This window comes from Candidatus Amarobacter glycogenicus, assembly GCF_016704105.1.
Taxonomy (GTDB): domain Bacteria; phylum Chloroflexota; class Dehalococcoidia; order Tepidiformales; family Tepidiformaceae; genus Amarobacter; species Amarobacter glycogenicus.
Genome location: NZ_JADJAT010000002.1, coordinates 362,846 through 379,043 on the forward strand (window position 1 = coordinate 362,846; position 16,198 = coordinate 379,043).

At 65.7% G+C, this 16,198-nt stretch carries 15 protein-coding genes, 1 tRNA gene and 1 pseudogene; 8 read left to right on the forward strand and 9 right to left on the reverse strand.

Features of this window, described 5'->3' with window-relative positions; translation table 11 throughout:
* Positions 1–968: 968 nt before the first annotated feature.
* From IPG14_RS06515 to IPG14_RS06525, 3 genes are all read left to right on the forward strand, one after another.
* The gene (locus IPG14_RS06515; protein WP_343391258.1) at positions 969–2,156 is read left to right on the forward strand and encodes an aminotransferase class I/II-fold pyridoxal phosphate-dependent enzyme; all 1,188 of its coding nucleotides are present in this window, start codon (positions 969–971) and stop codon (positions 2,154–2,156) included.
* Positions 2,157–2,257: 101 nt separating this feature from the next.
* A complete protein-coding gene (locus IPG14_RS06520; RefSeq protein WP_343384169.1) occupies positions 2,258–2,695 on the forward strand; it encodes a hypothetical protein in 438 nt (145 codons plus the stop codon).
* Between the two features lie 155 nt (positions 2,696–2,850).
* A complete protein-coding gene (locus IPG14_RS06525) occupies positions 2,851–3,246 on the forward strand; it encodes a hypothetical protein (RefSeq protein ID WP_343384168.1) in 396 nt (131 codons plus the stop codon).
* On the opposite strand, the gene IPG14_RS06530 is transcribed toward IPG14_RS06525, so the two are convergent.
* The 4 genes from IPG14_RS06530 to IPG14_RS06545 form a co-directional block, all read right to left on the reverse strand.
* On the reverse strand, positions 3,236–3,745 hold the full coding sequence (locus IPG14_RS06530) for a ribosomal protein L7/L12 (protein WP_343391259.1): 510 nt from the start codon (positions 3,743–3,745) through the stop codon (positions 3,236–3,238). The genes IPG14_RS06525 and IPG14_RS06530 overlap by 11 nt on opposite strands.
* A 72-nt stretch (positions 3,746–3,817) precedes the next feature.
* Positions 3,818–3,894, reverse strand: a tRNA-Pro gene (locus IPG14_RS06535).
* Between the two features lie 64 nt (positions 3,895–3,958).
* Positions 3,959–5,275, reverse strand: a complete 1,317-nt coding sequence (locus tag IPG14_RS06540; RefSeq protein ID WP_343391260.1) for an MFS transporter — start codon at positions 5,273–5,275, stop codon at positions 3,959–3,961.
* A gap of 419 nt (positions 5,276–5,694) precedes the next feature.
* Positions 5,695–6,477: an exodeoxyribonuclease III gene (locus tag IPG14_RS06545; RefSeq protein WP_343391261.1), complete on the reverse strand. Its 783-nt coding sequence runs from the start codon at positions 6,475–6,477 to the stop codon at positions 5,695–5,697.
* 202 nt (positions 6,478–6,679) lie between these two features.
* On the opposite strand from IPG14_RS06545, the gene IPG14_RS06550 reads away from it, so the two are divergent.
* The gene (locus IPG14_RS06550; protein ID WP_343384162.1) at positions 6,680–6,838 is read left to right on the forward strand and encodes a hypothetical protein; all 159 of its coding nucleotides are present in this window, start codon (positions 6,680–6,682) and stop codon (positions 6,836–6,838) included.
* 135 nt (positions 6,839–6,973) lie between these two features.
* On the forward strand, positions 6,974–7,831 hold the full coding sequence (locus tag IPG14_RS06555; RefSeq protein WP_343391262.1) for an SDR family NAD(P)-dependent oxidoreductase: 858 nt from the start codon (positions 6,974–6,976) through the stop codon (positions 7,829–7,831).
* Between the two features lie 18 nt (positions 7,832–7,849).
* Here IPG14_RS06555 and IPG14_RS06560 read toward each other — a convergent pair whose 3' ends face one another.
* From IPG14_RS06560 to IPG14_RS06570, 3 genes are all read right to left on the reverse strand, one after another.
* Positions 7,850–8,650, reverse strand: a complete 801-nt coding sequence (locus IPG14_RS06560; protein WP_343384160.1) for a hypothetical protein — start codon at positions 8,648–8,650, stop codon at positions 7,850–7,852.
* Positions 8,647–9,543: an amidohydrolase family protein gene (locus IPG14_RS06565; protein ID WP_343384159.1), complete on the reverse strand. Its 897-nt coding sequence runs from the start codon at positions 9,541–9,543 to the stop codon at positions 8,647–8,649. The genes IPG14_RS06560 and IPG14_RS06565 overlap by 4 nt, the downstream gene beginning before the upstream one ends.
* Positions 9,544–9,635: 92 nt before the next feature.
* A complete protein-coding gene (locus IPG14_RS06570) occupies positions 9,636–9,836 on the reverse strand; it encodes a hypothetical protein (RefSeq protein WP_343384158.1) in 201 nt (66 codons plus the stop codon).
* Positions 9,837–9,923: 87 nt separating this feature from the next.
* Between IPG14_RS06570 and IPG14_RS06575 the strand changes: the two are divergent.
* A pseudogene (locus IPG14_RS06575) lies at positions 9,924–11,288 on the forward strand (MFS transporter); the annotation flags it as partial.
* Here IPG14_RS06575 and nth read toward each other — a convergent pair.
* Together nth and IPG14_RS06585 are read right to left on the reverse strand one after the other, a co-directional pair.
* A complete protein-coding gene (nth, locus tag IPG14_RS06580) occupies positions 11,180–11,878 on the reverse strand; it encodes an endonuclease III (RefSeq protein WP_343384157.1) in 699 nt (232 codons plus the stop codon). The pseudogene IPG14_RS06575 and the gene nth sit on opposite strands and share 109 nt — an antisense overlap.
* A complete protein-coding gene (locus tag IPG14_RS06585; protein ID WP_343391263.1) occupies positions 11,875–13,023 on the reverse strand; it encodes a geranylgeranyl reductase family protein in 1,149 nt (382 codons plus the stop codon). Before IPG14_RS06585 ends, nth begins: the two co-directional genes overlap by 4 nt.
* Positions 13,024–13,420: 397 nt before the next feature.
* Here IPG14_RS06585 and IPG14_RS06590 point away from each other — a divergent pair, with 397 nt between their 5' ends.
* On the forward strand, positions 13,421–13,909 hold the full coding sequence (locus IPG14_RS06590; RefSeq protein ID WP_343384155.1) for a transposase: 489 nt from the start codon (positions 13,421–13,423) through the stop codon (positions 13,907–13,909).
* A 1,472-nt stretch (positions 13,910–15,381) separates the two neighbouring features.
* A complete protein-coding gene (locus IPG14_RS06595) occupies positions 15,382–16,095 on the forward strand; it encodes a hypothetical protein (RefSeq protein WP_343391264.1) in 714 nt (237 codons plus the stop codon).
* Positions 16,096–16,198 lie beyond the last annotated feature (103 nt).

Consider the following 16,198-nt stretch of genomic DNA (forward strand, 5'->3'; position numbering starts at 1 on the left):
GGGCGCCGGCGGGCTGGGGGGGGGGGGGGGGGCCGGGGGGGGGGCACCGCCATCGCGCGGCTGGATACGGAACCGTTGACCAGTCCTTCAAACGGCCGCCTCGGGGGGGGGTGAGGCACGTACCACCGGGGTGGGGGGCGGTAGGTTCCGGTCGACCAACGCGCCGGACTTCGCCGGTGGGTAGGGGCCACCCCAGGAGTCGGACCTCGGCGCCTGCATCAGCGGCCTCCACTTGCCTCGGTCGCCGGCAGCGCCAAAGGGCGTCCCCAATAACGCAGCCAAAGGCTTTTCGGCGCGTGGTCCCGCTTCAGGGCTCGTTTTGATCTTCACGTTACCTCTCGGTCCCCTCTTTGACATTCGGAAGCGGGGCACGCAGGGTGTCGGAGGCAATGCCGAGGTCCCTAATCCCCTGCCCTTTTGCGCGCCGCCTGCTCCGACCACGCAGCCATTCGCCTGGCCTGCCACCAGGTGTCCCCTAACACCCTTACTGCGCGCTGCGCGTGGAACCACGCCCAGCCCTGGGCCCGTCCGGCTTTATCCCTGCATCGCCATCGGTACCGCCTCCAGAGAGAGAGAGAGAGAGAGAGAGAGAGAGAGAGAGAGAGAGAGGCCGGGCCGCTCTCCATCGCGCCCATCCGGCGCACCATAGTCCCTTCGCAATCAACCAGGCAACCGTTCTCGAATGAACCGCTCGCCTCCCATACCGGCTTGGCCCGGACGCGGCCCGTCCGCTCATCGGGTTTCCCCTCTATTGACGCTATAACCCGCAGCCGACACAGTTACGGGAGCCAATGACGATCTTCGCCCTGCTTTCCGCCCTCCTCGCCACCGCAGCCGCTGCTGCCGCGGCGCATGCGCGCGGGCAAAGTCGGCGGCCGGTCTGACCAGGCACTAATACCACACCAAAGACCGCCCCCGAGGCGGTCTTTCTATGACAGGGCTGCCTTGAGGGAGACAGGGGACCCCACATGAATACCGTGAGCGCGAGCCCGGAACGCTTCATTTCGCGCCGCATGCAGTCGGTGCCACCCTCCGGCATCCGCAAATTCTTCGATCTCCTCAGCACCATCGAAGACGTCATCTCCCTCGGCGTCGGCGAACCCGACTACACCACACCCGAGCCCATCTGCCGCGCCGCCATCGAAAGCATCGAACGCGGCGACACGCACTACACCTCCAACTACGGCCTCCTCGAACTCCGCGAAAAGCTCGCCGAACACCTCTTCCGCCTCTACGGCGTCCGCTACGACCCGCGCACCGAGATCATCATCACCAGCGGCTCCAGCGAAGCCTTCGATATCGCCCTCCGCGCACTCCTCGATCCCGGCGACGAAGTCCTCTGCGCCGACCCCTGCTACGTCGCCTACCTGCCCGCCACACTCATGGCCGGCGGCAACTTCGTCCCCGTCCCAACCTTCGCCTGCAACGACTTCCGCCTCCTCGCCGAAGACGTCGAAGCCGCAATCACGCCGCGCACAAAGGCCATCCTCCTCGGCTACCCCTCAAATCCCACCGGCGCCACCATGGGCCGCGAAGACCTCCTCGCCATCGGCGAAGTCGCCCGCAAACACGACCTCGCCGTCATCTCCGATGAGCTCTACGACCGCATGACCTACGTCGGCCAGCACACCTGCTTCTCCGGCCTCCCCGGCATGCACGGGCGCACCGTCCTCCTCGGTGGATTCAGCAAGGCCTACGCCATGACTGGCTGGCGCCTCGGCTGGGTCGCGGCCCCGGGCCCACTTGCAGAAGCCGTCATGAAAGTGCACCAATACGTAATGATGTCGGCGCCCACCGCCAGCCAGTACGCGGCCATCGCCGCGATCGAACACGGCGAAGCCTTCGTCTCCGAAATGGTCACAGAATACGACCGCCGCCGTCGCCTCATCGTCGATGGCTTCCGCGCCATCGGCCTGCCCACATTCGAACCCAAAGGCGCCTTCTACGCCTTCCCCGATGTCTCCGTCACCGGCATGGATAGCGTCACCTTCAGCGAACGCCTCCTCGCCGAAGAACGCGTGGCCGTCGTCCCCGGCAGCGCCTTCGGCGCCCACGGCGAAGGCTACGTCCGTGCCTGCTACGCAAGCGGCTACGAACAGATCGAACGCGCCCTCGAACGCATCGGCAGGTTCGTCCAGAGGAACCGCCATGATTGACACTTCACCAGTTGCCAACAGCCTGTTCACCCGGCTGCTCCCGAAAAGCGCATACCTTTTCGCCGGAGGCAAACGAACCTTGTAGTGATGGGGAGGACACCATGACGCAACACGTACTCGATCCCGAAACCGCGGCGGATCTCCCGCCAGGAGTTGCTCCCTCGTTCGGAGATGTCCCCCTCCGGCCGTTCGAGGCAACCCCGGAACGCCTCGTCCTTTCCTCCGACGAGCACTCCCACCTCCAGCCATCAACCCCGATCAACTGGCTCGGCGGCAACTTCAACCACGACCGCCTCGGGCGCGGCGAACTTCGCCTCTACGAAACCACCACCCCGGGCGAAATCCACATCGAAGCCGATGTGCGCCAGGCAGACGGCCCCTCCGTCCACCTCGATGCCAACGTCCGTGAATCCTGGGTCTCCCGCACCGTCTCCAGTGACGACACCGCACCGGTCAACGTCCGCATCGTCCGCGGCCTCTTCACCCTCGCCGAGATCCCAGGTCAGTCCACAGTCACAATCAGCCGCCGGGCTGGCTGACCAGATATCGGCAATCAGTTTGCCTGCGTTCTCGGTGAGATATGCCCGGCTCTGCACCTGTCGGGAATAGATAGAAAGCCCCGCATGAATCAATTGTTGTAATCGAGCGGCCGGCTGTTACGATTCCGCGCCATAAGCATTCCGCGGAGGGAATCGTGACCGGATTTCGTCGATTGGTTGGTACAGGTTTCGCAATCACCGTGATTGCGGCTTCGCTGCCCCTGGCAGCCTGTGGTGGAGGCGGCGACGATGGCACGGGCGACCTCTCAGGAGCGATAAATCAGCAACCCACCCAGGCGGCCGTCCGCCAGGAGGTTGTGATCGAAGTGAAAGAATCCTCGTTCTCGCCTGATTCCGTCACCGTGAAGACCGGCTCGAAAGTCATCTGGAAGTGGGTCTCCACCACCTCTTGCGCCATCCAATACGCCGGCAGCACCGGGCCTCAGCAAACCTCTGGCACCTACGAGCGCATCTTCGACCAGACTGGCTCGAGCTTCACTTACCAATGCGCCAACAACCCCGCCATGACAGGCCGCATCGCTATCGAGTAACCGTCTCTTCAAACTCCAGTCGCCCGCCCGCGTTCTCCATCTCCCGCGCGAAGTCGCGGGCGCGGCTGGCACCCATTGCTTCCGCCACCAGCGGACGCCCACCCTGCTTTGCCCTGTCCGAAAGGTCTTTGCCGTCCTTGAGCCCGATATCCAGGTAAGTCCGAAGGACCTTGATGACCGCGATCTGATTTCGACCCGTCTCCACCAGCCGCACGCCGACCTGCGCCCCGCTCAGGATCCGCTCCTGCTCCCGCTGCCGTGCCGCGTCCTCCGGCGTCAGCGCCGGACGTTCGACCGCCGGCGCCGGCCGCGCCCCTCGCGGCCGAAGCGAGACAGTCCTCCGTGGAGCGTCAGCCGGCATCATCCAGGCCATCGCGATTGCCAGCAGTGCCGCCGCGCCAATCATCCCGCTCGTCACGTCTACTCCCCCGCGATCACCGACGAGGTACCCGGCGAAAGTGCCGGCCCCTACCGCCAAAAGCACGAGGAACATGCGCATAGCCGCATTCTACAAAAGCGTCGCCGCAAGCGCCTCGTCCCCCGGACGCCCATCCCAGGACCCAGAAGTGAGTGGTCGGGGTGCCGCGATTCGAACGCGGGACCTCTTGTACCCCATACAAGTGCGCTACCAGGCTGCGCTACACCCCGATACGACCATGGCCCGCCCGGCCTCGAACCAATCTAAGGACTGGGCGGCGCGGGGTCAAAAAAGCTACCGGCCGCCGCCCGCCGCCTGCGTCTCCATCGGCCGTTCAGTACTGTCGGCGCCTTCCGCTCCCGCATGCCGCCCGTGCCCCGCGACCGCATTCGCCGAACTAATCGCCGAAAGCCGCTTCCCCGCGAACACCAGCACCAGTGTGCTCAACACCAGGATCGTCGACCCGAGCGTGAACAAGCCCGGTCTCACCCCAATGGTCGATGCCAGCGTGCCCGCCAGGATGGCCCCCACCGGGATCAGCCCCCGGTCGAGGCTCAACAACGACATCACGCGCCCGTGCATCTCCGGCGTGCTGTACTCCAGCAGGATCCCGTTCGTAAACGCCATGTACGTCACCGTCATGCTCCCTGCGACCGCGAGCAACAGGCATGTCCCGATCAGCGTGGACTGCAACGAAATCAGCACGAGTGCCGTGCCAAATACCAGCAGGTTGAACACCAGCTGCAGCCCTGGCTTCGCGATTCCGGATTTCCAGGCCACGAACAGCGATCCACTAAACGCACCTACCCCCGTCGCACCCTGAAGGAAGCCGACGCCCGAGTTCCCCAGGTCCAGCGTCTCCTTCGCCAGCAACGGCACGAACACCTGCTGATACGGCATCCCGAACACGAAGATGATGAGCGCCAGCGCCGTGACCACGCCCAGCGTGCGGTTCGAGGCGATGTACGTGAACCCTTCTTTCAGGTCCCCGAAGATGCCCCCTTCCGAAGTTTTTCTGCGCGTGGCTCCGCCTTCGAAACGCATCAACATCGTCGTGATCGTCACGAGGACGTACACGCTCGCCGTGATGATGTAGATCGACCCGATGTTGAACCAGATCAGCAGTACGCCTGCCAGGCTCGTCCCGCCGATGCGCATGAAACTCAACGCTGTCGAGTTCAGCGCCACCGCATTCAGCAGGACTTCCTTCGGCACCGTCATCGGGATGAGCGACTGCCGGACCGGCTGGTTAAACGCCATCGCCGTCCCGGCGACGCCCGCCGTCAGGAACACGTGCCACACTTCGACCAAACCGGTCAGGCACATCGTCCCGATGAACACGTGACAGAGCGTCGACACCCACTGCGTCGTTAGCAGGAGCTTCTTCTTGTCGTACCGGTCCGCAATCGCCCCGGCCAGCAGCCCGAATACGAGGATCGGCGCCAGTCGCGTAGCGATCACCAGCGAGAGCATCGTCGGCGAGTTGTCGGTCAAATCGAGGATGAGTACCGCTCGCGCGACCTGGTCCATCCACAGCGTCGCCGAGTGTCCTGTCTGTCCCAACCAGAGCAGCCGGTAGTTCCGGTAAGCCAGTGCGCGGAACATGTGCATCGGCTCCATACTGTACCTTTACGCGAACGTTAGGGCTATTCAGCACACTGCCGATCGCACACCATTGCCCCCAAATTTCCATGGGGACGTTTCCATGCCGCGAGCCGCCAGCATCGTCGAATACACCGTCAAGCCCGAACGCGCCGAGGAACTCACCGGCGCGGTCCGGGACCATCTCGTCACCGCCGCGCGGGAAATCCCCGGCTACCTCGGCTTCCTCCTCTTTGACCGTGGCGAGAACAAGCGCATGGCCGTCCTCCTCTTCGATTCCCCCAGCTGGCGTACGCACCGCCCAGGAGGTGCTCAGCCCGGTTGGCGAGGAACACACCTACCAATTGATGAGCAGTGGAGCGATTGGCTCGCTCGGGATAGTTCTGGTCGACGACGGCGTGTTGGCCGGCTAACCAGCGCCGAACCGCTCAGCTTTCCAGCTCTATTCCCACCGGACAGTGGTCAGACCCCATGACCTCAGGCTGGATGAACGCCTGCTTCACCCGCGGCATGAACTCGCCGTTCACCATCACGTAGTCGATCCGCCAGCCGATGTTGCGAGCCCGGCGGTCCCGCCACGCATCCCAATAGCTGTAGGCACCCCGCAAATCCGGGTTTAACGCCCGGAACGTGTCGACGTAGCCCGCATCGATGAACCGGGTAATCCACGCCCGCTCTTCCGGCAAGAAGCCAGTGCCCTTCATGGCCTCTTCCGGCCGCGCCAGGTCGATCTCGTTGTGGGCGACGTTCAAATCGCCCATGAACACAACGTTCTGGCCCCGCGCTCGAAGGCCGTTCACGTGCTCCAGGAACGCCGCGTAGAAGTCCAGCTTGTACTCCATCCGCTCCACTCCGCGTCCCGCATTAGGAAAATAGGCCGAGATGACCGTATACTGTGGGAAGTCGGCCTGGATGACGCGACCCTCGATATCGAACTGTTCGAGACCCAGGCCGAGGCGGACTGCGAGCGGCTCTTCCTTCGAAAGCAGGATCGATCCGCTGTAACCGGCACGCTCAGCCGGGTGCCACCAGCTACGGTAGCCAAGAGCCGTCCAGGGCTCATCCGGAACCTGTTCAGGTGTCGCTTTTACTTCTTGGAATCCCACCACGTCGGGCTGGCTGGTATCAAGCCATGCCTGCAGGTGGCCAGCCTTGATGGTTGCCCTCAGGCCGTTGACGTTCCACGAACAGATCTTCACGGTGCCCACCATGGAACGGTGGCGCACCTCCGCTAGTGGCGCAAGCCACCCATGGGCCTCCACCCGAGGCCGTAGTCCATGTGCAACCGCCGGTCGCGAAGTTGCACCAACAGATAGCAGGACCAGGCACGCGCCGGAGACGGGAAAACCCTGATCGGTTTGTTTACATGGTTCTGCCGATACTATTCAGTAGGAAAGAAGTAAGAGGAAACACATGACCGCATGTCCTCGCTGCGCCGCCCGCTTCACGGGTGCGCCGGACATCGAGCGGCAGTGGATCGAGCGGCACATCGCCCGCCATGGCCATACGCGCCTGGCACTCTGGAACGATGAGCCGGGTCTCGAACCGCGAAAGCTCCATCCAGCCGCCTAGACAGGCGCGCGCAGCTCAACACAAGACGGTCGTTCCCGTGTGGGAGCGGCCGTCTTGGCATTTCTACCAGGCACCGGGAACGTGACCCGCCTGGCCGCCCGCAGTATCCTGCCCCGCACGCACCGAGGGGGCACCATGGACGGCTTCGAAGGCAAAGTCGCTGTTATCACAGGAGGAGCGAGCGGCCTTGGGCTCGCCATGGCTCAACGCTTCGCCGATGCCGGCGTCAACATCGTCATCGGCGATATCGAAGCCGAGCCGCTCGCAATGGCCGAAGCGGCCATCGCGGCGCGGGGCGTCAAGGTACTCGCCCGCCGGACCGATGTCGCGAAACAAGAGGACGTCGAAGCCCTTGCCAAAGCCGCCTACGAGCGCTTCGGCGCTGTCCACATCCTCTGCAACAACGCGGGCATCGGCGGCAGCCCCGGCGCTTCGTGGGAACTCTCGCTGGATGACTGGAGATGGGTCATCGATGTTGACCTCTGGAGCGTCATCCACGGCGTCCGCAGCTTCGTCCCGAGGATGATCGCCTCGGGCGAAGAATCCCACGTAGTGAACACCGCTTCGGTTGCCGGGCTCGTCAGCGGAGCCGTCGGTGGGCCCTATACCGTCGCGAAGTTCGGAGTCGTCGCTCTCTCCGAACAGCTCTACTTCGAACTCGGGCGGGCGGGGCATCCGATCGGCGTCTCCGTCCTCTGTCCCGGGTTCGTGAACACCAACATCTTCGATTCCGGCCGCAACCGCCAAACGGACTACGGCGACTCCGATATCGGCGCCACCCCCGAAGGGGAACAGCGCCGCGCCGCACTCAACGCGATGCGCTCGACCATGATCCAGCCTGCAGAAATCGGCGAGCTCGTCTTCGAAGCCATCCGCACGCGCAGCCTGTACATCATCCCGACCGGCAGCGAAGCAATCGAAAATGCCGTCCGGGCCCGCCTCGAGAACGTCGTCGAACGCAGGAATCCAGGCCTGGACTTCAGCATCCTCTGACTCCCGGCCGTCGCCCCGCTACGTTATCGCCTTCGCGGCGACCACAGCCGCCGCCGCCCCTGCCGTTACGACCACGTACTCGGCCGCCGTCGCCAGGTCCAGGTCACGGTCGAGTATGTGATGCACGATGCCGGTCGCCAGGTAGAACGCGATCAGCAGCAATGCGCCGGCGAGCAGGCCATCAAGGGGGTAGAAGTAGAGCGCCGCCCGGAACTCTCCCAGTGTCAGGCCGATTGCTATCCCAACAAGCAGGCTGCTCCGCCCCACGATCCGGTCCTCGCGCAGCAGTTCCATCGCCAGCAACGCGCTCACTCCCGCCACGAACGCCGCCGCGAAAGGCACGTCGAAATCGCGGCTGTAGATCACGGTGAAGAACGAAAACGCCACCAGGTAAGTGGCCACCGCCATGAAGATCCTGAACGGGCCATACAGCCGCCCGCCCGGGTCAACGGTCTGGTACTCCCCGAAGGCCGCCAACCCAACCGTGACTGCAGCCGCCATCGCCATCCCCTGGCGCGCGTAACTCTCAATCGCATGGTCGATGAACAGCCCGGCGCCGAGCACCGCCAATGCCGGCAGAAACGCATACACGACCGAGTCGATCGGCCGTAGGTCGACCCAGCGCGGATGACTCTTCACCAGTCCATCCGTACCCAGCGCCACCATGAGCGTTGTCAGCAGCAGGATCCACGGCTGTTCCGGCCGGATTGAGACATACGCGCCGATACCCAGCGCCGCGAGCCCGCCAATCAGCACCGTGCGCGCGGCGACACTCGTCGCCCCCGGCACGGGCTGCATCTGTGCCGGTGCCGCCGTCACTCGGCTGCGAAGCTCGGGGTCTCGAGCCCGTACAGCTCGGCTCCATTCCGCCACCAGAGCCGCTCGCGTTCGTCGTCCGTCAGCCCGAGTTGGTCGTAAATGATGTCGAAGCGGTCGATGTGGTCCTTGATCTCATCCATGCCGCAGTCGCTCCCGAAGATCAGCTTCTCCACGCCGAACTCACCCTGGGAATTCGCCGCCAGCAAGCGCCGCTCCACCATGTGCCGCTCGATTGTCTCTCCACCGCTCATATCGAAATATACGTTATGTCGCCAACGCGCTGCCGATGTTGCGTAGTCGTAGTTCCCCTGGTTTCCCAGGTGCGCCCCGATGATCTTCAGCTTCGGTAGCCGGTTCGCGATCGAATCCAGGTGCAGCGGCGACATCCGCATCGCCGATACATTCCGCGGCGGCATCCTGTCCTGCATTGCCGTCATCCGCTGATACGCCTGCGCCGCTGCCGCATCTCGCCGCGGGTGCGTTATCGAATAGTCGAGTCCGCCGCCAATCACGCCCATGTGGAACAGCACCGGCATGTTCAGTTCCTGAGCCTTCGCGTATGCCGGGAAGTAGTCCGGCTCGTCGTAGGGCCGCTGCACACCGATGAGCTTCAGCCCCCGAAACCCCATCTCGTACAACCGGTGAACTCCCTCGCCGTCGACCTCCTCCGGGTCGATCACGGCCACCGGGATGAAGATGTCGAGGTACTTCTGCGCGATCTCCATGCCCCGCTCGTATGGCGGCCCGAAACGCCCACCCGTCAGCAAGCAGGCCTTCGTCACACCCGCGCTGTTCAGTCGCTCAACCAGCCGGTCCACCATCGGCGCCGGGTCTTCTTCGGGGTGCTCGAAATTCCTTGGGAAATGCACGTGGATGTCGAAGATCTTCTTCATTGCCCTGCCCGCGGTTCGAAAGCTGTCCCCCGAGTCTAGCCGAAGACCACGAAACACGGCCACGCGCCCGCGCAGGGACCGCGAGTGTCCATCTAGTCCCTTTGTGCCGCCTTGTTCCCTCCGAACATCCCCAGCAGCGGCGACCCCGCGCCAAGCAGGAACCCGAACTGGTACCAGCCCCCATCCCGTCCCAGGTTGTACACGGGATACCGCTCCCACCAGTCGAAGATGTGCAAGATCAACAACGGCCACGCCGTGACCCCGTTCCACAAGCCCCAGAGAAAGTCTTCCATACCCGTATTGAACCACCCTCGGCGGTCCGTCGCACCCCGATCTCCGTCGCGCCGCCTTCCCCTTGAGACTCGAAACCGGACAACTGGTACCGTCGAGACGTGCGCTCCCGTCCCTTCATTGCCCTCTATGCCGCGGTCTTCGTGGCAACGATGGGTATCTCGATGGTATCCCCGCTCCTCCCCGTCTACGCGAAGGAGCTCGGCGCTAGCGGCGTCTGGCTCGGCCTCACCTTTTCCGTCTTCGCCATCGTCCAGACATTCGTCGGCCCCTTCGCCGGCCGCCTCTCCGACCGTTACGGGCGCAAGCCGTTCATCGTGGCCGGGCTCTGCATCTACCTGGTTGCCGCCCTCGGATACCTCACCGCCGGAAGCTTCTACCAGGTCATTGCTTTCCGTGCCTTCAGCGGTCTTGGCACCAGCCTCATCTTCTCCGTCGCCCGCGCTTACGTTGGCGATATGACGCCGAAGGGCCAGGAAGGCCGCTGGCTCGGCGTCTTCGCCACCGCCGATATCATCGGTTTCGGCACCGGCCCGCTCCTTGCCGGCGTCCTCCGCGAAGTCGTCGGCTTCCGCTCCGTCTTCGTCGCCATGGCCATCCTCATGGCCACCAGCGCCCTCATCCTCATGTGGTGGCTGCCGCGCCACAGCCCCGCCGAGGTCCTCAAGCGAGCATCCCTCGCGCGAGGCGAAGCACGCGAGACGCAGACGCCATTCGCCGTCGCCCTCAAGGACCGCCTCGTAGTCGCCGTCACCGCTCACCAGGGCCTCATCTCGCTCGCCAGCGGCGCCTCCTTCAGCTTCCTCGCCCTCCGGCTCGAAGACGGCCTGGGCGTCAGCCCGATGCTCATCGGCCTCGCCTTCGCCACCCAGGACATCACCGGCGGGCTTGCCCAGCCACTCTTCGGCCGCATGGCCGACGCCTACAGCCGAAGGGTGCTTGTCGCCGCCGGCCTGCTGGTCAACGGCGCCCTCCTCGCCTGCGTTGGGATTGTGCCCACCTACGGGCTGATGGTCCCTCCTCCTGTTCGCGATGGGCGCCAGCGGCTCGATCTCCCAGGTCGCGGCGGGAGCGATACAGGTGGTCGCCGGGCGCCGGGTCGGCATGGGTACCGTCCTCGGTCTTGGCTCGGCTTCGAACGGGCTCGGCATCGTGATCGGCTCGGTCGTCAGCGGGATCATCGTCGACGCCCAGGGGCTCGCTGCGGCGTTCTTCCTCGGGGGCGCGATTATGGCGGCGGGAGTACCGGTCTTCCTCGTCCTCACACGCGGCGTCCAGACCAGCGAGCCGCAACGGGCCATCCAGCCCGAACTCTCCGAGGCGGCCGCCGGTCAGTAGCCCGCAATCAGCCCTCCCGGCTCGGGCACGCCGCCAGCGGACAGCGCGCACACGCAGGCCGCCGCGCGGCACACGTCCGCCTCCCGTGCTTAATCAGGAGCATGTGGAAAGCGTAGTACTCCTCGGGCGGCACGAGGGCTTCCAGCAGGCCGTGCGCCTGGTCCGCGCTCGCCTTTTCGGGGATGAGCCCGAGGCGTTTGCTCACCCGCTCGACGTGCGTGTCCACCGGCAGCGCCGGCCGCCCCAGCGAGAACAGGAGCACGCAGGCAGCGGTCTTCGGGCCCACCCCGGGCAGCGCTCGAAGCCACGCACGCGCCTCTTCCAGGGGCAGCTCTTCGAGGAACCCCACATCCCAGTCCGGCGCCCGCTGGGCCACCGCCCGGAGGATCGCCTGGATGCGCGGCGCCTTCTGTTGCGCCAGTCCGCCGGTCTGGATGGCCGCCACCACCTCCTCGACCGGTGCAGCTGCGATCGCGTCCCAGGAGGGATACCGGCGCATCAGCTGCAGGAACGCGCGCCCGCTGTTCGTGTCCGCGGTGTTCTGGGAAAGCACGGTCAGGACCAGTTCCGCCAGCGGGTCGTGACTCACCTGTGGCACCGGGCGGCCGTACACCGGCACGAGCAGGTCTATCACTTCTCGCAGGGAGATCCCGCGGGGCCCCGCACCCTCCTGCTCCCCGGTTGGGCCCTCCGGCCGCGCAGTCATTGGCGGTCCAGCATCCGCTGCGCGATGCCCGGCAGCAGTGGCACCCGCGCCGCCTCGCGAGCGTACGTCGATTCGCCGCGCTGCACCGCGAAGAACGCATCCCACAGGTACGGGAACTTCGAACTCGCGAACATCCAGGGCCGGGGCGCGCGCCTGAGCATCCCATAGAACATGAAACCGATCTGCCGGGCCGCCCGCAGCTCGGGCATGATCTCCCGGTCTACGTCGGCCTGGTACGAAGCCAGCGAGCCGCCGCCGAGGCTGCGCAGGACGTTTCGAGCCGCCAGCCGCCCCGATTCGACCGCGTAGGAGATGCCCTCTTCGGTGAATTCGTCGGCAAGCCCGGCGCTGTCCCCGGCGAGCAGTGCGCGCTCGTTCGCGATGCGTTCGCCCCCACGCCGGAAGCGGATCTTGTGGCCGCGGGCGATCTCGACTTCGGCAGAGCCAAGGCCCAGCGAGTCGATATAGGCCCGGACGTGGTCCTTCATGTCCCCCGCCTGGTCCGGTGGGAGGACGATCCCGATGGAGAGCACTTCGCGTTTCGGGAAGAGCCAGGCATAGCCCCACGGGCGGTACCCGAGTTCGATGAGGGCGGTGTTCCGGTACGCCAGCCTGCGCACGGCAGGCGCCCGCACCTCCACCTCCCAGGCGGCGCACTCGGCGATGCCCTCGCCCAGACCGGCCAGCTTGCCGACCGGCGAATGCGCGCCGTCGGCACAGACCAGGTAATCCGCCCCGGCCTCGAACCCCTCGGCCCGGACCGTCACGCCACCATCGAGCGAGACCTCGCGTACGACGGTCCCCGGCCGGAATTCGGCGCCGGCTTTCTTCGCCTGCTCGAGCAACAGCTGGTCGAAGCGCTCGCGCATGACCATGTGGGCGAACGGTTGGCCCGAATCGCGCACGAAGCGCGAGCGTCCCTGGTAGCTCACCTGCAACAGGCTGACCGAGTCCTCGACCACCGAATCGATAGGGAACGGCAGGAGCTTTTCGGTGCGCAGCGGGATGCCCCCGCCGCAGGCCTTGTAACGCGGGAACTCCGCCCTATCGACCACCAGCACGCGCGCCCCGGCCGCCGCCATCTCGCGCGCCGCCGTACTCCCGGCAGGCCCCCCGCCGACCACAATCACATCGAAGCGGGACATGGGGAGAAGGTATCAGTCGCCACCTTTGGAGTCGCGGCGCTCTGTCGCCGCTCGCGCCATGCGCCACCCTTCACACTGCACACCCCCTCGCCCGCGACGCAGGAGTCGCGAGAGGGGGCCGGGTGTGAGGGCCTATCCCCTAACGCCTAACGCCTACTCTGGCTACGTTCACCGTCCTGCCCGCTCGCGGCGGCCCGTGCTCCCGCGCCGGGGACTACCGGGGCCCCGAGGCCGGCATCCCTCCGAGCCCAGCCACCCGGGCCACCGCGACGGGCTGGTTGCCAACACCCTGCTGTCGCCATGAGACCAACGAAGTTCGCCACATCCGTGGAGTCGCGGGGCTCAGCCCCCGCTTACTCAGTTGCCAACTCTCCCTTCTCACCCTACCCTCCCGCCGATGCGGTTCCCAAAGACCATCCGCCTCGCCGATAAGTCCCAGTACGCAGACGCCGAACGCGTCTTCCACCTCGTCTTCGCCGCCCACCCCGAAGTCCACGCTTTCACGCCGCAGGTTCGCGCCGCGCTCTGGGAATCGCTGATGGAACAACGAACTGCCGGCCGAGTCGAACTCTTCGCCGCCTGCCTCATGCCTGACCACCTCCATCTCCTCGTCAGCCCGCGCAACCGCGAAATCCTCAGCTTCGTCCGCGACTGGAAGTCGTGGACTTCCCGCCTCGCTCGGTCCGCCGGGCACTTTGGTCCGATCTGGCAGCCAGGAATGTGGGACCGTGTCTGTCGCGATGAACGCGACTTCGACGCCGTCACCGAGTACATCGTTCGCAACCCCGTCGCCGCCGGACTTGTAGCCGCCGACCGGGACTGGCCCTTTACCTGGTGCGTTTGGTGGGAAGACCCCACGGGCGGGCCGGGCTCAACACCGGCTTAGCGACCGGCGCCCACCACACACCCGTGGAGTCGCGGGGCTCAGTCCCCGCTTATGCAGTTGCCAACTTCCCCCTCCCATCAACACCTCCCGCCGGCACGGTTCCCAACAACCAACCCCGCACGGCAGGAAGCCACGGGCCTGCCCAGCGCAACACCGGCTTAGCCACCGGCGCCCACCACACACTCGTGGAGTCGCGGGGCTCAGTCCCCGCTTATGCAGTTGCCAACTTCCCCCTCCCATCAACACCTACCGCCGATTCGATTCCCAACAACCAACCCCGCGCGGCAGGAAGCCACGGGCCCGCCCAGCGCAACATCCATCTGGCCACCGGCGCCCACCACGCACCCATGGAGTCGCGGGGCTCAGTCCCCGCTTATGCAGTTGCCAACTTCCCCCTCCCATCAACACCTACCGCCGATTCGATTCCCAACAACCAACCCCGCGCGGCAGGAAGCCACGGGCCTGCCCAGCGCAACACCATCTGGCCACCGGCGCCCACCACGCACCCATGGAGTCGCGGGGCTCAGTCCCCGCTTATGCAGTTGCCAACTTCCCCTCCCATCCACACCTCCCGCCGGCACGGTTCCCAACAACCAACCCCGCGGAACGGGAGGAAGGCACGGGCCTGCCGAGCGCAACACCGGCTTAGCCACCGGCGCCCACCACACACCCGTGGAGTCGCGGGGCTCAGTCCCCGCTTACTCAGTTGCCAACCTCCCCCTCCCGCCGATGCGGTTCCCAACAACCAACCACCGCGTTCCGGTGCGCAATCGCCGACCGCGACGGGCTCTTCACATGGCGAGCGTCGTGGAAGGAGACACTGGCTAGCCGGCTAAACCTCGGTGCAACCGCCTGTGCTCGCCCGGCGTTCATCCCCGGCGACACTCGGACGCTGGCACGTTGACAAGCGGGGACTGAGCCCCGCGACTCCATCTGCTATCCCGCCAGATTCCGTCACCCTCTCAGGCGTGAGGGATGCCATCACGCCCTACGTGCTCGCGGTGATCCCGGTCCAACCTCACCCCATGCCCGCAAACCGCTCCCTCGCCGCCCTCGCCAAACAACTCGAACGCGCCATCCCCGAAGGCTTCCCACCCTTCGACGCCGCCGCCTACCTCAACGGCACCTACAAACTCCCCACCGAATTCCAAAACTCCCCCCTCCCAAGCTTGGGAGAGGGGTCGGTGGTGAGGGACGAATCCGAAATCCGAAATCCGAACTGGATCGAGGGGTCGGGAGTGACGGAACATCGCCCCGACTGCCCCGACGCCCCCTGGAACAACGCCGGCACTCCAGCGCCCTCCGCCGCGGTCATCCCCCCTCTCCCAGGCTTGGGAGAGCAGAATCCCTACCCGGGGTTGAGGGACGAATCCAGAATCCCAACTCCCAAATCGTCCAACTCCCCTCCCCCAGGCTTGGGAGAGGGGCGGGGGGTGAGGGACCGCGCTTCGCGCTTGGGAGAGGGGTCGGGGGTGAGGGATGAACCCGTAACCACTCCCGGACCACTTCCCGCCCCGGAAGTGGTCAACACGTCCGAACCTGAAACGACCACTTCCAACCACTTGCGTAACCCCAGGAAAAGGTGCCGAGCCATCGCCAAATCCGGCCAACCCTGCAACGCCTACCGCCTCAGGGCCGGCGACCTCTGCCTCTTCCATGAAGCCGACGCCCTAACCAGCGTCCAGGAAGCCCGCACGCGCGGCGGCCGCCAGTCCCCGGCCCACCAGCGCGATGCCCTCGACCTCGACCTCCTCCCCGTCGACTTCCACGACACGTCGTCACTCCTCGCCTTCACCGAGGGCCTCATCCGCATGCAGCTTGCCGGCGCTATCCCGCATCGCCAGTGCTCCCAGATCCTCCGGACCCTCCGCATCGCCGAACGCACGCTCTCCGCGGCCTCCCCGGATACCGCCGCCTACCTCGCCGCCGTCCGCGCCTTTGTCGATGCCTCGTCAACCGTCGCCGAACACCTCGAAACCCGCGAAACCACCGAACAGGCCCGCGAAATCGAGAACGTCGGCGCCAAGCGCCAGGAATACCTCAAAGCCAACCAGCAATTCGGCCACAACCAGCCCAAACCCGCCCCGAACCACTCCCCGTCACACCCCAGCTTCCCGCCCGCCGGCTGGCGCCCCAACTTCCTCCCAACCTCCCCCTTCTACAACAACCCCCTGTTCCGCCCCTGACCCTCCGTTCTTTCCTCTTTCCTCCTCTTTCCTCTAGTCGCTCGGCGACCATCCCCCACCCCTGCGCGAACAGCTGCCGCGCCACTTGGGCGCCGGGGCAGTG